The organism is Paenibacillus sp. GCM10023250, from assembly GCF_042653205.1.
GTDB lineage: Bacteria > Bacillota > Bacilli > Paenibacillales > Paenibacillaceae > Paenibacillus_Z.
The window spans coordinates 25,519-39,927 of sequence record NZ_JBHSHY010000043.1; the positions used below are offsets into that span (position 1 = coordinate 25,519).

Consider the following 14,409-nt stretch of genomic DNA (forward strand, 5'->3'; position numbering starts at 1 on the left):
ATCGTAACGAAACCCAATGCCGAAGGGAGATTTCGACCGATGACGCTGACTTCAAGCATTCAAAGCTACGTCGACGCCTATGCGGCCCGATGGCCGTTCTCGGGCGCGGTGCTGGCCGTGAGGGGCGGGGACACGGTATTCGAGGCGGCCTACGGCATGGCCTGCGTGGAGTTCGGCGTTCCGAACCGGACAGACACGCGCTTCGGGCTCGCTTCCGTATCGAAGCAGCTCACAGCGTTCGCCGCGATGCGGCTGCACGACGAAGGCCGGATCGACCTCGACCGGCCCGTGAACGGCTACCTGCCCGCGGAGCTGCACGTCGATCCGCGCATTACGGCGCAGCAGCTCATGACGCATACGTCTGGCCTGCGCACGTTCCACCACCTGCAGGAGGATTTCTTCGGGGAGCGGGACAAGCTGCCGTACGACCGGGACCTGCTGCTCGGGTATTTCCGGCTGCGGCCGCTGCATTTCGAGCCCGGCACGCGGTTCGAGTACTGCAACGCGGGCTATCACCTGCTCGCGTTCCTCATCGAAGCGGCGAGCGGGCGGTCCTACAAGCGCTATCTCGCGGAGGCGGTGTTCGCGCCGCTCGGCATGGCGGATACCGAGTTCGATGACGGCCGGGAGCTGCTGCCGCGCAGGGCGTTCGGCTACGGCATGAACGGAGAGCGGATTGTCCCGGCGGAATACCATCACCCCGGCTACAGCATCGGCGCGGGCGGCATCGTCTCCACCTGCGGCGATCTGCGCAAGTGGCATCGCGCCTTGCGAGAGCGCCGGCTGCTTGGGCCGGCGGCTTATGAGCGGCTGTTCACGCCGCACTTGAACGGCTATGCCGGCGGTCTGTTCGCGGACGAATTCCGCGGCCGGCCGCGATGGCGGCACGACGGCGCGCACCTGGGCATCGCCGCGTACGTCCAGCATTTCTTCGCGGACGACACTTGCGTGATCGTGCTCGCCAATTACGATTTCGCGAACGTGAACCGGGTCGGCGACGCCATCGCCGAGCTGCTGTTCGGCGGACGGCCGGAGGTTCCGGCGAAGCCGCCCGCGGTGGAACCGGACGAGGCGCTCGCCCGCCGGTACGAAGGCGTCTACGTCCCGGGGCGCGCGGAGATCAAGCGGACGGAGGCGAGGTGGTCGTTCCTCCATCTCGGCCGCATCGAGAAGCCGATCTATCCCGTCGGCGGCCACCGGTTCCACAGCACCTGGCTCGATCATTCGTACACGCTGCGAGAGGGGGAGGACGGCGCGTTCGAATTTCTGGGCGTGCGCCGCCGCCACGGCGAGGATGCCGGCGCGTGATGGGACGGAGAGGCAAGGCGCGGTACGCCGCGGAATGATAGCCGCGGAACGATAGCCGCGCAAAAAAAACGGGCGCACCCACGCGGTGCGCCCGTTTCCATGTGCGAAGCAACCCTGCGGAACGCCAAGCGGCGTCCTTTCGCTGCTTACTTGCCGGCTTGCTCCTGCTGCTGCTGCTGCAGCTTCGCGATCTCGTCTTGGTACAGCCCCAGCAGGGCGGCCAGCGCCTTCTTGATCGCGTCCGCGTCCTTGGAGTCGGCGGACTTGCTCAGCGCAAGCTGGCCCTTGACGAACGAATTGTCGATCGCCACGGCCTGAAGCGTCTCGAGCTTCACGCCTGCCGGCAGCGGTACGCCGTCCTTGAGCTGGACCGTGACCTTCCCGCCGCCCTCGGCCGGATCGGCTGGGATGGCTTTCACGGGCACGCCCGCGTAGTCCTTCACGAGGACCGCGCCATCGGCCGGGATGGCCGGGATGGCTTTCACGGCTACGCCCGCGCCGTCCTTTACCTTGATCACCTTGAGCTGATCAGGGGAGATCGGGCCGACGACCTTCAGTTCGCCGTTGTCCGTCTTCGATACCTTAATCGCCATCGGCTTGCCGTCCTGGCCCGTCTTCGTCACCGTTTTCGCGGCATCCTTGAGCAGCGCGTCGAACTGCGCGAGCGTCTGCTCCCACGCCTCGACCGTGTCCGGCGCATACTGCTTCGCCAGCGCCACCGGATCGGCCGGATGCTTGAACACGGCGATCGGCTTGGCATTCTTGTCCGCCGAGGCCGTGCCGGCGGCGATCATGACGTTGATCGGAACGGCGCCTTCGCCGGATTCGATCAGCGCATCCTTGTAGTAGTTCGCGAGCGGATCCGTCGCGGCGTTGGCGGCGAGGGGGCTTGCGAAGGCGGACAGCATCAGGGCGACGGCGGCGACTTTGGTGACTTTGCGTTTGTGTTGCATGGTTGAACACTCCTATCGGGATGGTATGGGTGGTACGGTTCCCATCTTAGCGCCCAAGTGTGGCAAGCCGTTGGTGAAAGTGTGGAAAAACGATGGCACGCGCTTCCCGCGCCCGCCGAGTTGCTATAATGGGAGAGACATTCGGAAGCGGGAGGATGGAACCGTGGGCGACTACACGATCGGCGTGGTGGACGATGACTTGAATATCCGGGGCCTCGTCGAGGCGTATTTGCATAAAGAAAACTACCGTACCGTGGGGCTCGGCTCCGCGGAGGAAGCGTGGGAGCTGTGGCGCAGCGACCCGCCGGACCTGTGGGTGCTCGACATCATGCTGCCCGGCATGGACGGGTACGAGCTGTGCCGGCGCATCCGCAGCGAAGCGGACGTGCCCATCATCATGATTTCCGCCAAGGACAACGAAGTGGACAAAATCCTCGGGCTCGAGCTCGGCGGTGACGATTACCTCGTGAAGCCGTTCAGTCCGCGCGAGCTCGTCGCCCGCGTGAAACGCCAGCTGCAGCGGTGGTACAAGCACCGCGGGCAGGATGAGCCGGCGCCGGCCTCGCCGGCGAACGCCGTCGACGTCGGCGCGCTGCGCATTCTGCCGGGCGAACGCCGCGTCTTCCTGGGCAAGGACGAGCTGGATCTGACGTTCAAGGAATTCGATCTGCTGCGGGCGTTCGCGGAGCATCCGAACCGCGCGTTCACGCGGGAGGAGCTGCTCGTGCTCGTGTGGGGCGACGATTATTTCGGCAGCGACCGGGCGGTGGATCACTTGATCAAGCGGCTGCGCAAAAAAGCGGACGGGCTGCCGATCGAGGCGGTCTGGGGACACGGTTACCGGCTGCGGGCCGGAGGAGGAGACGAAGCATGAAGCTGCTGCATCAAATCAATTTGGCGTTCGGCCTGCTGCTGGTCGTCGTGCTGGGCGTGACGGCGGTGACCATTCACTATGTGCTCATGGACCATTTTATCAACGCGCAGAAGCAGGAGCTGCGGACGCTCGGCAGCTCCATGGCTTCCACGTTCTCGAGGCAAGCCGCAGTTAAACCGCTGATGGTGAAAGGGTGGACCGCGTCGGCGTCCACCCCCGAGCCGGAGAAGCTGACGGTCGCGGCGCTCAAGGGCGTCGAGGTGTACGTCGCCGACGCGGCGGGCAAGGTCGTGCAGAAGAACGGCCCGTCGATCGGGTTCGCGCAGGCCGGCTTGGCGGATGCGGCCGCGATCAATGCGCTGCCGGGCGAAGCCGCGACGGATCTGAAGACCATCACCGCCGCCGCCAAGAGCAGCAATTACATCATCAATACGAGCGTGATTCCCCAGGGCACGCTCACGCTGATGACCCCGCTCAGCAAAGTGAAGGCGGTCGAGCAGGATTTGTTCTTCCGGCTGCTGATCGTGCTTGCGGTGGGCGGTGCGCTCGCGGTCGGGCTCAGCCTGCTCATCACGCGCAAGCTGATCCGGCCGCTGATGGAGCTGCGGGACGAGCTGAAGAAGGTGCGGGAGCGCAAATTCGGCGCGGTCGGGCTCGTGCGGGCTGGCGGCGAGATCGGCGCGGTGGCGCAGACCGTCCATGAGCTGGCCGGCGAGCTGGAGCGGCATAACCGGACGCAGAAGCTGTTTTTCCAAAACGCCTCCCACGAGCTGAAGACGCCGCTCATGTCGATCGCCGGCTATGCGGAGGGGATTCGCGACGGGGTATTCGAGGGGGAGAGCTCGCGCAAGGGGCTGGACATCATTCTCAGCGAGAGCGGGCGGCTGACGAAGCTCGTGACGGAGATGACCTTGCTCGCCAAGCTCGACAGCGAGGAGGATATTTTCCATGCGGCGCCCGTCAGCGCCGTGGAGATCGTCGCCGAAACGATCGAGCGCATCAATCCGCTGCTCGCGGCGCGGGGGCTGGAGCTGCGGACGGTGTACACGGGCGGCGCGGAGGAGCGGCGCCCGACGGTGAGCGCGGACCGCGACAAGCTGCTGCAGGCGCTCCTCAACATCGTGTCGAACGCGGCGCGTTACGCGAAGCGGGTCATCGTCATCGAAATCGGCGCGGAGGACGGGCATGTGTCGCTCGCGGTCGCCGACGACGGCAAGGGCTTCCCGGACAGCCTGCTGCCGCATCTGTTCCACCGGTTCGTCAAAGGCAAGGACGGCGAGACGGGGCTCGGCCTCGCGATCTCGCGCGCGATCGTCGAGCGCTGCGGCGGGCGGATCGCGGCGCGCAACGGCGCGGCGGGCGGCGCGGTTATCTCGCTGCGCTTCCCGCAGGCGGCGTAGCGCCGCCGTCCGGATGCGGGCAGGCCGGCGCAGGTCCGCACAGGCCGCAAAGGCCCTCACAGGCTGCCCAAGCCGCACGGCCGCCCAGGCCGCAAAAAAGGAGCGCTCCACGTGTCGTGACGACGCGGGAGCGCTCCTCTTCGTTCGTGCGAATCCGGCTCAGGGCACGGATTCGCGCGATGGCGGCCGGCTTTACTTCGAAGCCGGCTTCTTCGGGATGGTCAGGGACATGCCGGCCTTCAAGCCTTCGTTCTCGTCCAGGTTGTTCTGCTTCGCCAGGAAGCTTGCATAGCTGCCCGACTTGTAGAACTGCACGGAGATCCGGTAGAGGGTGTCGCCGGGACGGACCAGATAGGTTGCCGGCAGGTTGATCTTGGAATAATCCTCGGCGTCCGGCTTCCCGGCATTCGACCCGGCGCCGGCCGGCAGCGCGGGAATCTTGATCGTGTCGCCGGGTTTCATGTCGTTCACGAACACGATGCCGTTGCGCTCCGCGAGGAAGGCGACGTACTGTTTGGAATGATAAAACTTCATGGAAATCGTCGACAGCGTGTCGCCCTTCTTCACGACGTACGAGGCCGGCAGCTTCGTGCCCGTGCTGCCGGTCGCGTCGGTCTTCGTGCCGCCGTTTGCCGCCGTATGCTTCGGCGGCGAGGCGGGCGCCTCGCCGCTGCCTGATCCCGAAGCGGCGCCCTGATCGGCGGGCTTGTCCGATGCCGGCGGCGCTTCCGGCGTGTCCGTCGCCGCGCCGCCGTCGCCGTCCGCCGCGCTGCTGCCGTCGTCGGCTGAGCCGTCGCTGCCGGCCGAGCCTGCGCCGGCTGAGCCATCGCTGCCGGACACGCCGCCGCCGGCGTTCGCCGCGCCGCCGCTTCCCGCGCCGCTTCCCGCGTCCGAGCCGTCGGACGACACCGGCGCGTCCGGGTTGCCGCCGGCGTTCGCACCGCCGTTGCCGCCGGCGTCTTGCGGCGCGTCCGCGCCGTTCGCGGCCGATTGTTCGTTTGCCGCCTTGCCGCCGGCCTCCAGCGTCTTGTCCGAGTTTCTATGCGTAGAATAAATGCTGTATAGAACGACGCAAACCACGATCAGAAACGCGCCGGTCGCGAGCAGCGTGCCGCTCGACCCGGCCTTTTTTTCCCGCGCGCGCGAGGTCCGGGAGCGTTTGCCGCTTTCTGTCGAATCAGTGTTTTGCATGGTAATCCTCCCCTTGCAAGGCTTGTTTTGGCGTCCATGCTTTATATTACAATAATTCGCTAACCCGCGCCGCCGCGCCCGGAAAATCGGTCCGTTGGCCCTATTCGCCGCCCGCGCGCCTGGAAGCGGGGGCATGGGCGCGGCCAATGCCGGCAGGGGCGATTCCGGCTCCGGGACTAGGCCAAAATGCTTGGCTGTCCGTCGAAGGCCGTCGCGCCGCTCCGGCATTCTCGCGGTTGAAAACGAGCACGGGGTCGAAGCCGGCAGCCGGTGACGCTCAGCGACATCAGCGACTGCAAGCACCTGTCGATGCCGAACGCGAGCCGCGAGCTCAAGAAGCTGACCGACAAAGGGCTGTGCGAGAAACTCGGCGCCCCGGAGGACGGGCGGAAGCAGCATATCCGGCTGTCGCGCGAAGGGCAGGCGTTCATGGACGCGGTGTTCGCGCACATGGAGGCGCGGTTCAACCGGCAGCTCGCCGGCGCGACGGACGAACGGCTGGCGCGGCTGTCGGAAGCGATGTCCGTGCTGCAGGAGACGTTGTTTCGCGAGGAGCGGTGAACGGGCGGGGCAGAATGTGCGGTTTCAGCCCCATCGAATGGGACGGACTGGGCGAAAGCCGAGAAAAGCCGAGAAAAGCCGAGAAGGGCTCGCGGGGAGCGGGCGGCTCGGCTTTTTGCGTTTGACGTGGCGCGCTTGGGAAAGGTTGGCTACAATGGAGATAAAACGGCTCATCGGCTTAAGGAGGAGTTCGCATGAACTCGAATTCGCAAGGAGATAACCGGCCTGCTACGGCCGCGATCGCCCCATGGTTGGCGGTTCCGGACGGCGCGGCGGCGCTGGCGTTCTACACGGCCGCGTTCGGCGCGGACGAGCTTTACCGGCTGGAGGAAGAGGCGGGGAAGCCCGTCATCGCCGAGCTCTCCGTCGGGGGAGCGGGCTTCTGGATTCAAGAGGACCCGGAGGCCAGCCCGGCGGAAGGGGACAAGGGCTCGGTCCGCATGATTTTGACCGTGGCCGACCCCGATGCCGTCTTCGGTCAAGCGCTGGCCGCCGGCGCGACGGAAATCGTGCCCATCGGCGAGGGTCATGGCTGGCGTATCGGACGGCTCGCGGATCCGTTCGGCTACCACTGGGAGATCGGGCGGCGGCTCGGCTGAGCCTGATCCGCCTGACGGCGCAGGGCGGCCGGAAGCGGGGGGTCAGCGGCTGTCGGCTGTCGGCGGTGTGGACCTGCGGCGGTGCTGGCCAGCGGCGCGGAATGCCGGGACAGCGGCGGATTGAGCGGTACCAGAGTGCAGCTATGGCGGCCGGCGAAGTGAGATGCCAGAATAGCGGTGGACCGGATGCCGCCGTCGGCGACAGGAGCGGCGATCCAGTGGAGGCACAGATCGCAGAGCCGTCGCTGCGCCGAGTTGGCAGCGCGTACCTTGTCCGAGCAGCGTCCGGCGATTGGCCGAGGCATACAATTTACACGCCCAAATGGCCCGTTCGCGGACACAGGAGCCGCTATTTTGCTGTAATTGGCGATTATGTGAATTACGCGGCCGCACGTTCCGCTATTTGGGTGTTACCGCGCGTTTGGACCCGGGTTCTCGAGCAATAAGCGCATCTGTGTCCGCCAATCGCGATAAAGCGCCTTAATTGCCCCAATAGCGGCTTTCCTGTCCGCTCGGTTCAGCCGCCGACGATCCGGCCGGCTTGCGGACGAGCGGCCGCGCCCCGAGCCGAACGCAAAAGCCGCCATGGGCAAATTGTTGACAATCTACAAATCAAAAACCTACAATGTAGCAAAATGATAGCGCTAACATATCTTTTCTGCTTCGCGTTGCTCATCGTTACCAGTGCTCGACTATTTATTCACATTCGCCGAAGGATGGGGAATCCGCATGAAAATTACCGAAATCGAGTCGATTTATTTGCGCCTGCCGGATCTGGACGCGGAGCGCTGCGACGGCACGCAGGACACGCTCTTGATCCGCGTGCATACGGACGAGGGGATCACGGGGTACGGCGAAGCGGACTCGGTGCCGCTCGTGGCGAAGGCCGCGATCGACGCCCCGCCGTCGCATGCCATCGCCACGGGCTTGCGCTCGCTCCTGATCGGGGAGAACCCGCTCGAGATCGACCGCCTGTGGGATAAAATGTACCGCGGCACGATTTATTTCGGCCGGGGCGGTCCGGCGATGCACGCGATGAGCGGCATCGACATGGCGCTGTGGGACATCGCGGGCAAGCAAGCGGGACGCCCGGTCTCGGAGCTGCTCGGCGGGACGTACCGCAAGACGCTGAAGGCGTACGCCAGCTCGCTCATGCCGGATACGATCGAGGAGGCCGTTCTCCTGGCGGACCGGTTCGTCTCGGAAGGCTACCAGGCGATGAAATTCGGCTGGGGCCCGATCGGCCGCGACGCCAAGTTCGACGCCGAGCAGATCCGCGCGATCCGCGAAACCGTAGGCGACGGCATCGACGTCATGATCGACGGCGGGCTCGCCTGGGACTTGAAGGGTGCGCTGCGGATGGCTGAGGTCTACGAGCAATACGGCGTCTACTGGCTCGAGGAGCCGCTGCACCCGGAGGACCTCGCTGGCTATAAGGAGCTATCGGCGCGAACGACGCTGCGCATCGCCGGCGGCGAGCAGGAGAGCGGCGTGACGGCGTTCCGCCGGCTCATTGAGGACGGCGGGCACGACATCGTGCAGCCCGACCTCGGCCGCTGCGGCGGCTTGACCGAAGGCAAGCGGATCGCCTACATGGCGAACGAGCGCCATAAGAAGGTCGTGCCGCATGCCTTCAAGACGGGCATTCTCGTAGCGGCGAGCACGCATTTCGCGTCGGCGATTCCGAACGGCTTCATGATCGAGCACACGACGTCGGCGTCGCCGCTCGCGCGGGATCTCGTCTCCGAGCCGATCGCGTTCAAGGACGGGTACGTACACGTACCGGAACGTCCGGGCCTCGGCATCACGGTGGACGAGGCTGTCATCGCCAAGTACCGGGTAGGCTAGAAGCTTATGATTCGTTCATTGTCCGTTCATAATCGGCGGGTAACCTGATCTCGAAACGCAGGGAAGGGAACCCGATGCGGATGGCCGAACCGCCGACGCCCGCGCGCTTTCCGATAAGCGCGCGGGCTTATTGTCGTCCGGCGGCCTTCGACCAGCGCCGGGCGCGCAGCTTCGAGGAACCGGGGTGATTTTGAAAGTTTATTTAAATTGACAGTCGCTATCATTTAATATACACTTTCAGTTGGATATGCGATAGCAAGGAGGGCAAGGTTTTGACACGGACCAACAATAAAGCTTTGATCGTGATCGGGCTCATTATCGGGATTATTTTCTCGGAGCTCGACGAGACGGTCGTCAGCACCGCCATGCCGACGATTATCCGGGATTTGAACGGATTGTCGCTGTACGGCTGGGTGGTGGGCATTTATATGCTGACGATGACGTCCTTCATGCCGATTCTCGGCAAACTGGCCGATCTGTATGGCCGGAAGAAAATTTACATGCTCAGCATGGGGCTGTTCATCGCCGGCTCGGTCGTGAGCGGCTTTGCGGCAAACATGCCCGTGCTGCTGCTCGGGCGCGGCATTCAAGGGATCGGCGCAGGCGGTCTGATGCCGCTCGCGATGGTCATTTTCGGGGATACGTTCACCGTGGAGGAGCGGGCGAGGACGCAGGGAATCTTCGGCGCGATCATGTTTGTGCCGCAGCTGCTCGGTCCTCTGCTCGGCGGTTATCTGACGGAGCATATCTCATGGCACTGGATTTTCTGGGTCAACATTCCGGTCGGCGTCCTCGCGGCCATCGTGCTGTCGGCGGGGCTGAAGGAATCCAAAGGCAACAAGAACGCCAGCATCGACTGGGCGGGCGCATTTCTGCTCGTCGGCGCCATCGTGTCGCTGCTGCTGACGCCGGTGCTGCACGAGACGGAGGGCTACGCCTGGAGCTCGCCGGCGCTGATCGGCCTGTGGGCGGCCGGCAGCCTGCTGCTGCTCGTCTTTGTCTTCGTGGAGCTGAAGGCGAAGGAGCCGATCCTGCCGATGCATCTGTTCAAGAACCGGACGTTCGTCGTCCTGTCGCTCATCGTGTTCACGCTCGTCTGCGGCGTCATGGGCTCGTTCGCTTCGTTCCCGTTCTTCGCCCAGAACGTGCTCGGCCTGACGCCGATCGCGTCCGGCTATCTGACGCTGCCGCTCATGGCCGGCGCGGTGCTGGCGAGCGTCGTGTCGGGGCGGCTCATGACGAAGGTGCCGTACCGCACCATCTTCACGGTGTCCATGGTGCTGCCGGCGCTGGCGTTCTTCCAGATGACCAGCTTCGACATGCATACGCCGATTTACGCGGTCGCCGGTTATTTCGTTATTTTGGGACTCGGGTTCGGCGTTCTATTCAACAACAACCTGATCGTGCAGGAATCGGTCGCGAAGGAGAACAGCGGCATCGCGCTGACGTCCGTCACGCTGTTTCAGTCGTTCGGCATGACGATCGGCGTCAGCATTTACGGCAGCTTGCTCGCGGCCAAGATCACGTCGGGCATCGGCAGACTGGCCGGAAACATGCCCGCGGACACCGCGCGGGAGCTCGGCCAAGCCGCCCAAGGCGGCATTCCGAAAGGGCTCGACCCGACTCTCGTGGAGCAGATCAAAGGCGTGTTCTCGGCGGCGTTCCAGCATCTGTACTGGGTTTCGTTCGCGTTCGCCCTGCTCGTCGTCGTCATCTGCCTGTTCCTGAAGCGCGAGGTGCTGACGGTGGCGTCCAAGGAGAAGGAGCAGCAGGCGAAAGGCGCCGGCGCGGCGTTGGATTCGCAGAGCTGATGTCTGCTACACTAGAGGCAAAGAGGTGATGCGGCCATGAACCCGAACCATCCGGAATTCGCGAAGCTCGGACTGCGCGAGAAGAAAAAATTGAAAACCCGCCGAACGCTTCAGCAGCAGGGACTCCGGCTCTTTCGCGAGCAGGGCTACGCCGCAACGACGGTCGAGCAGATCGCCGAGGCGAGCGAAATCTCGCCGAGCACATTCTTCCGCTACTTCCCGACGAAAGAAGCGCTCGTGCTCGAGGATGACGACGATCCGCTCATGATCGAAGCGTTCCAGAGGCAGCCCGCGGAGCTGTCGCCGATCCAGGCGTTCCGTGCCGCGGTAAGGGAAGGCTTCTCCGGGATGACCGCCGCGGACAGGGAAGGGCTCGCCGAACGGATGAAGCTCATGATGTCCGTACCGGAGCTGCGGGCCGTTTCGCTCATACAAATGAACGAAACGCTGCTGTTGGTCGCTCAGCTCGTGGCGAGGCGGCTTGATCGTCCGGAGGATGATTTCGAAGTCGTCCTGTTCGCCGGTTCCATCATGGGGGCGATGATGGCTGTACAACAGTACTGCGCGGACCATCCGGAAGCGGACTTCATCGCGGTCGTCGACCAGGCGATGGCGCTGTACGAGGCGGGTTTGCCGTTCGGAACGCTCGGCCGGAAGGAAGGCGTGACCGGCGCGGGCGCAGAAGGGGCCGGTCGGGCGTAAGCCGGCGCAGGCGATCTGCGTGACGTTAAGGTAAGAAAGACGATCGTTGTTCGGCATTCGGCCGTATAGCGGTCGTCTTTTTTGTTCGCGAACTATAGCAGAATCGATTCTTGCTGCTGGACAAGGCCGCGATTCGGCGTTTTCCGGGTCGCAGCCGTCTGTTTCGTTCGTCAGCCTGCGGGCTTCCCCAGCTTCAAAAAACTTCATGCAAAACGCTATCCGGGATGACACTGCGCAAACAGTCGGGCGTTATTATGGAGCGATGACTTCGGGCGAAGCGGGGAAGGCGGTGCAGGGTGGGGACGATTCGAAGGTTGGCGCCGCCGGCGCTGAAGGTTGCGCTGGCCGCGCTCGTGGTCTTCTTCGTCGTGCGGAACGTTCCGCTGAAGCTTTCGGATATGGAATCGTTCCTCGCGCATGCCAATGTGCAGTTCTACGCGTCCCTGCTGGTGTTCGCGTTCTTCCTTATGCTGCAGGCGGGCATATGGGTTCTGATCGTCAACGCGGCGGGCGCGGAAGCGGTCCGCCGGAAAGCCGGCGTCCGGCTGGGTCTGCTGCAAGGGCTGCGGATCTTCATCGACTCGCAGTTCGGCAAGTACCTGCCCGGCGGCTTCTGGAACTACGCGGGCCGGGTCGTGCTCGCTTCGCGGGCCGGCGTCCCGCTGGATGCCCAGCTGTCTTCCATCGTGTACGAAAATGTCCTGCTCGTGTCGGCGGCGCTCTGCTATGCGTTGATTTTGCTGGTCAGTTTGAATATTGCCCCGGTCTTGTGCGTAGTTGCCGTACTCGCGGCGTTCGTGCTGGCCTACGTCTATTACGACGGGAGCTTGGCCCTGGTCCGCCGGCTGCTCGCGATCGCTTCCCGCTGGCGGCAGCTGCGCCGGGTGACCGGGAGGTTCTCGTCCGTCGCCGGAACGGGCGTCTCCGCGTCCGTTCCGGAGGGCGGACCGGGAACGGGAGCGGGAGCGCTCCTGTCGCGCAACCGGTTTTTCGGGTATTTGCTTTGTTTTCTCGCCAGCCACTTCGTCATGGGCATCGCCTTCTGGATGCTGACGAACAGCTTCGGCCGCGGCGGCATCGGCATCGCGTACGCCGCCGGGACGTTCGCCACCGCGTGGCTGCTCGGCTTGTTCAGTCCGCTTCCGGGCGGGCTCGGGGTCCGGGAGGGGGTCCTGGTTTATTTTCTGTCGCTCCGGCTCGGCGCCGAGACGGCGCTTTCGATATCGGTCATCGCGCGGTTATGGAACATGATGGCGGAAGTGCTGTTTTGGGCCGTCGTGCGGGCGGCCGGCTATTTGACGAGAAGGGTGAGGTCCTATGACGACGCGTAGAAAAGTCGTTCTCGTAACAGGCGTGATCCCGCCGGGCATCGGCGGCATGCAGAATTACTACTACAATTTGGCGCTGCACAGCAAGCATGAGATGACCGTGGTCGCGCCGGAATATCCGGAGAGCGGCGCTTTCGACGCAGGATTGCCGTTTCGGATCTCGCGCGGGGCGTTCCTGCGCCGCGAAGGCGTGGACGTCGTGAGCTGGGGCCGCTTGCTGCGCCAAGTCCGCCGGACGATGAAGCGCGAGGAGCCGGACGTGACGATCTACGGCTACGTGCTGATCGGCTTCATCGGCCTGCTGCTTCGGATCCTCGCGGGCCGGCGCTACGTCATCTCGGCGCACGGGATGGATATGCTCATGTTCCGGCGTTTCTTCGGGCTGAACGCCATCGTGAAGCTCATCCTGCGCAAAGCCGACGGCGTGCTGACGAACAGCCAGTTCACGAAGAAGCTGGTCGAGGATTACGGGGTCGACCCGGGGCGGATCGGCCTCGTCCATCCCGGCGTCGAGCGCATCTACGAGAAGCGGGAGCCGAACGCGGAGCTGATCCGCCGGCACGGGCTGGAAGGGAAGTACGTCATCCTGTCCGTCGGCCGGCTCGTCACGCGCAAAGGACACGACCGTGTGATCGAGTCGATGCCCGCGATTTTGCGGGATATTCCGAATGCCGTCTACGTCATCGTCGGGGACGGGCCCGACCGGGAGCGCCTCGAGCAGCTGGCCCGGGCGAAAGGCGTGGCGGACGCGGTGATCTTCGTTGGCAGCGTCGGCGGCAGCGAGCAGGTGAACGATTATTACAACCTGGCGCACCAATTCGTCATGGTCAGCCGGGAGCTGGAACGCGGCGACGCGGAGGGCTTCGGCATCGTCTATCTGGAAGCGGCGTCCGCGGGCGTGCCGGTCATCGCCGGCCGTTCCGGCGGGGCGGCGGAAGCGGTGCTGGACGGCGAGACGGGCCTGCTCGTCGATCCGAAGTCCGTGGCCGGCATCGCGGCCGGCGTCGTCCGGCTCGCGCGCGACGCGGCGCTGCGGGAGCGTCTCGTGCGCGCCGGCTACAAGCGCGCGAAGACGGAGTTCCAGCACGATGTGCTCGCGGAGGGCTTCGACCGCTACATCGGCCGGATCTGCTCGCTGCCGGCCCCGGGCATGGCGCGCCGCCGGCTCGCGCGGTAGCGCGGGCGGCGGAGCGGAAGCGGGGTCGCGCCGGGTGGCGTTGGCGCGGTAAGGCGTGCGGGCGGCGGAGCGGGCCGCGTGATAGGGAAGCGGCCCGCCCGATGCAAGCCGGCTTCGGCGTCAGCGGGTGCGGGAACGCGTGGCAGCACGCCGAACTGGCGAAATGGCGGCGCCTGTGTCCGCTCGTGGTGCGGCGTGCGACTGAGCGGCCAGGAGAGCCGCTAAAAGGGCCAATCGGCGGGTGGAGCTGACTTACGCGGACAGAGGATCCGCTATTGGCGGCCGGTGTGGGGTTTTCAGGGCCGGCGGGCCGCGATAAGCGCATCTGAGTCCGCGAAACTCTGGAAATGGGCCGAATCGGCGAAATAGCGGCGCCTGTGTCCGCTCGCGCTGCGGCGTGCGGTCGAGCGGCCAGGAGAGCCGCTAAAAGGACCAATCGGCGGGTGGAGCTGACTTACGCGGACAGAGGATCCGCTATTGGCGGCCGGTGTGGGGTTTTCAGGGCCGGCGGGCCGCGATAAGCGCATCTGTGCTCCTCTGTCAATAAAGTGGACAAACAAGTTAAGCTATTTTCTCGTAGTAAAGCTGCTCGAAACGGATGGGCGAGATGTATCCCAAGGTACTGTTGGACCGTTTTCGATTATAAAAGAACTCAAT

12 protein-coding genes are annotated in these 14,409 nt (G+C 64.8%); 10 read left to right on the plus strand and 2 right to left on the minus strand.

Going from position 1 to position 14,409, the window contains the following annotated elements; translation table 11 throughout:
* The first annotated feature begins 39 nt into the window (after nt 1–39).
* Nucleotides 40–1,308 carry a serine hydrolase domain-containing protein gene (locus ACFPB1_RS23035; RefSeq protein ID WP_379228488.1) on the plus strand — a complete coding sequence of 423 codons (1,269 nt, stop codon included), beginning with the start codon at nt 40–42 and terminating at the stop codon, nt 1,306–1,308.
* A 146-nt stretch (nt 1,309–1,454) separates the two neighbouring features.
* On the opposite strand, the gene ACFPB1_RS23040 is transcribed toward ACFPB1_RS23035, so the two are convergent.
* Nucleotides 1,455–2,261: a hypothetical protein gene (locus ACFPB1_RS23040; RefSeq protein ID WP_379228489.1), complete on the minus strand. Its 807-nt coding sequence runs from the start codon at nt 2,259–2,261 to the stop codon at nt 1,455–1,457.
* Nucleotides 2,262–2,424: 163 nt separating this feature from the next.
* On the opposite strand from ACFPB1_RS23040, the gene ACFPB1_RS23045 reads away from it, so the two are divergent.
* Both ACFPB1_RS23045 and ACFPB1_RS23050 read left to right on the plus strand, forming a co-directional pair.
* On the plus strand, nt 2,425–3,135 hold the full coding sequence (locus ACFPB1_RS23045) for a response regulator transcription factor (RefSeq protein WP_379228490.1): 711 nt from the start codon (nt 2,425–2,427) through the stop codon (nt 3,133–3,135).
* Complete coding sequence (locus ACFPB1_RS23050; protein ID WP_379228491.1) at nt 3,132–4,535, plus strand: sensor histidine kinase; 1,404 nt, start codon at nt 3,132–3,134, stop codon at nt 4,533–4,535. The genes ACFPB1_RS23045 and ACFPB1_RS23050 overlap by 4 nt, the downstream gene beginning before the upstream one ends.
* A 192-nt stretch (nt 4,536–4,727) precedes the next feature.
* Here the strand turns inward: ACFPB1_RS23050 and ACFPB1_RS23055 are convergent, their stop codons facing one another.
* Nucleotides 4,728–5,726, minus strand: a complete 999-nt coding sequence (locus ACFPB1_RS23055) for a LysM peptidoglycan-binding domain-containing protein (RefSeq protein ID WP_379228493.1) — start codon at nt 5,724–5,726, stop codon at nt 4,728–4,730.
* Nucleotides 5,727–5,996: 270 nt separating this feature from the next.
* Between ACFPB1_RS23055 and ACFPB1_RS23060 the strand changes: the two genes are divergently transcribed.
* From ACFPB1_RS23060 to ACFPB1_RS23090, 7 genes are all read left to right on the plus strand, one after another.
* Nucleotides 5,997–6,287: a MarR family winged helix-turn-helix transcriptional regulator gene (locus ACFPB1_RS23060; RefSeq protein ID WP_379228494.1), complete on the plus strand. Its 291-nt coding sequence runs from the start codon at nt 5,997–5,999 to the stop codon at nt 6,285–6,287.
* A gap of 194 nt (nt 6,288–6,481) precedes the next feature.
* Entirely contained in the window at nt 6,482–6,886 is a 405-nt protein-coding gene (locus ACFPB1_RS23065) for a VOC family protein (RefSeq protein WP_379228495.1), read from the plus strand.
* 729 nt (nt 6,887–7,615) lie between these two features.
* The gene (locus tag ACFPB1_RS23070; protein WP_379228496.1) at nt 7,616–8,734 is read left to right on the plus strand and encodes a mandelate racemase/muconate lactonizing enzyme family protein; all 1,119 of its coding nucleotides are present in this window, start codon (nt 7,616–7,618) and stop codon (nt 8,732–8,734) included.
* A 272-nt stretch (nt 8,735–9,006) separates the two neighbouring features.
* Entirely contained in the window at nt 9,007–10,545 is a 1,539-nt protein-coding gene (locus tag ACFPB1_RS23075) for an MDR family MFS transporter (RefSeq protein ID WP_379228497.1), read from the plus strand.
* A gap of 36 nt (nt 10,546–10,581) precedes the next feature.
* Nucleotides 10,582–11,247, plus strand: a complete 666-nt coding sequence (locus ACFPB1_RS23080) for a TetR family transcriptional regulator (RefSeq protein WP_379228498.1) — start codon at nt 10,582–10,584, stop codon at nt 11,245–11,247.
* A 296-nt stretch (nt 11,248–11,543) separates the two neighbouring features.
* A complete protein-coding gene (locus tag ACFPB1_RS23085) occupies nt 11,544–12,578 on the plus strand; it encodes a lysylphosphatidylglycerol synthase domain-containing protein (protein WP_379228499.1) in 1,035 nt (344 codons plus the stop codon).
* Complete coding sequence (locus tag ACFPB1_RS23090; protein ID WP_379228500.1) at nt 12,565–13,752, plus strand: glycosyltransferase family 4 protein; 1,188 nt, start codon at nt 12,565–12,567, stop codon at nt 13,750–13,752. The genes ACFPB1_RS23085 and ACFPB1_RS23090 overlap by 14 nt, the downstream gene beginning before the upstream one ends.
* The last annotated feature ends 657 nt before the right edge of the window (nt 13,753–14,409 follow it).